The organism is Streptomyces sp. NPDC007095 (assembly GCF_040634475.1).
GTDB lineage: Bacteria > Actinomycetota > Actinomycetes > Streptomycetales > Streptomycetaceae > Streptomyces.
Genome location: NZ_JBEYFS010000486.1, coordinates 1 through 2095, shown reverse-complemented (window position 1 = coordinate 2095; position 2095 = coordinate 1). Strand labels below are relative to the sequence as shown.

The following is a 2095-nucleotide window of genomic DNA, read 5'->3' as shown; positions in this document are numbered from 1 at the left end:
ACCGCCCGGCAGCCGAAGAACGCCGGGCGGGCGGGGAATGCGGGGCGAAGCCCCGTCTTGGGGGCGCGGGGAACTGCGCGGTCAGCCCACCGCTCACCCGCGGCCGAAGAGCCCCGCGGCCCGGAGACCGTTCGGCGAGGGCCGAACGGTCGAGGACGGATGATGGGTGGCATGACGAGGTCGACGGATCCGGTCGCACCGGGACTCGCCGCGCTGGCCGCAATGTTCGCGGACGAGACCCGCGCCACCTTCCTGCTCACCCTGCTCGACGGCCGCGCCTGGACCGCGGGGGAACTGGCCAGGCACGCCCACGTCGCCCCCTCGACGGCCAGCGAACACCTGGGCAAGCTCGTCGCCGGCGGCCTGCTCGCCGAGGAACGACAGGGCCGACACCGCTACGTACGGCTCGCGGACCCCCACGTCGCCCAACTCGTCGAGGACCTCGCCGCCCAGGTCGCACCCGACGCCACCCGACGCCCCCGCACCCTGCGGGAAGCCGGCACGGGCTCCGCGACGGCCCGCGCCCGCACGTGTTACGACCACCTCGCGGGCCGCCTCGGCATCACCCTCACCGACGCCCTCACCCACCGCGGCCTGCTCCGCCAGGACACCGGGTTCGCGCTCACGGACGCGGGCCTGCGATGGTTCGACGAGACAGGCATCGACCTGAACCGCACCGGCCGCCGCCCCCTCACCCGCGCCTGCCTCGACTGGACCGAACGCCGCCCCCACCTCGCGGGTACCGCCGGCGCGGCCCTGTGCCGGCACGTCCTGGACGCCCACTGGTGCGTACGTATCGGCTCGGAGCGCGCGGTCAAGGTCACGCCGGACGGCGAGCGGGCCTTCGCGGAACTCCTGGGCATCGAAGCAACGGCACTCCGCTGAGCGATCACACCCCACCGCGGCGTCCGAAAACCGCGAGCCCTCTCCCCCGTACCCCACCTAGCCTCGGGACCATGATGAACGCCACTTCCCCCGCGCCCGCCCGTCGCGCGGAGCTGCTCGCCGCGGGCGCCGCGACCGTCACGGTCGTGCTGTGGGCCTCCGCCTTCGTGTCGATCCGCAGCGCGGGCGCTGCGTACTCGCCGGGCGCGCTGGCACTCGGGCGGCTGCTGGCAGGCTCGGTCGCGCTGGGCGCCCTCTGTCTCGTACGCAGGGAGGGGTGGCCGCCGCGCGCGGCCTGGCGCGGGATCGCGATATCCGGCCTGCTCTGGTTCGGCTTCTACATGGTGGTGCTCAACTGGGGTGAGCAGCAGGTGGACGCCGGCACGGCGGCTCTGGTCGTGAACATCGGCCCGATCCTCATCGCGCTGCTCGGCTCCCGGCTGCTCGGCGACGCGATGCCGCCGCGGCTGCTCGCGGGCATGGCGGTGTCGTTCGCGGGGGCGGTCGCGGTGGGGCTGTCGATGTCCGGCGAGGGCGGTTCCTCGGTGCTCGGGGTGGTCCTGTGTCTGCTCGCCGCCGTCGGCTACGCGGCGGGGGTCGTCGCGCAGAAGCCGGCGCTCGGGCGGGCGAGTGCTCTCCAGGTGACCACGTTCGGCTGTCTGGTCGGGGCCGTGGTGTGCCTGCCGTTCGCGGGACAGCTGGTCCACGACGTGGCGCACGCGCCCGCCTCCGCCACTGTCAACGTGCTCTACCTGGGGGTCTTCCCGACCGCGCTGGCGTTCACGACCTGGGCGTACGCGCTGGCCCGGACCACCGCGAGCCGCATGGGCGCGACCACCTACGCGGTGCCCGCGCTCGTCGTCGCGATGTCCTGGCTGTTCCTCGACGAGGTACCGGCGCTGCTCACCCTGGCGGGCGGCGCACTGTGCCTGACCGGGGTCGCGGTGTCCCGCTCCCGCCCCCGGTCCAAGGCTGTCAGGGACGCGGGAATCCGCACGACCAGTCCCCACTCACCCGCGGACGACCACGCCACCCGGGGCTAGGTGTATTGACCCGCAGGGTTGTTGACGCGGGTGATCGGTGGGTGGCCGTCGGGGGCCTGTCCGGCGGATCGGCCCTAGGCCCTGTCGTCAAATTCCCGTCTGCCCTGCGACGCCATGCACGCACTCTCACCGCACCAGGCACAGATCCAAGTACGTCCAGTACGAGG

2 protein-coding genes are annotated in these 2095 nt (G+C 73.6%); both read left to right on the top strand.

Annotated elements, in window-relative coordinates; genetic code table 11:
* Positions 1-159 precede the first annotated feature (159 nt).
* Positions 160-885 (top strand): metalloregulator ArsR/SmtB family transcription factor, encoded by a 726-nt coding sequence (locus ABZ656_RS57595; RefSeq protein WP_101406042.1) that lies wholly within the window; start codon positions 160-162, stop codon positions 883-885.
* A gap of 71 nt (positions 886-956) precedes the next feature.
* Positions 957-1928 carry a DMT family transporter gene (locus ABZ656_RS57590; protein ID WP_101406041.1) on the top strand — a complete coding sequence of 324 codons (972 nt, stop codon included), beginning with the start codon at positions 957-959 and terminating at the stop codon, positions 1926-1928.
* The last annotated feature ends 167 nt before the right edge of the window (positions 1929-2095 follow it).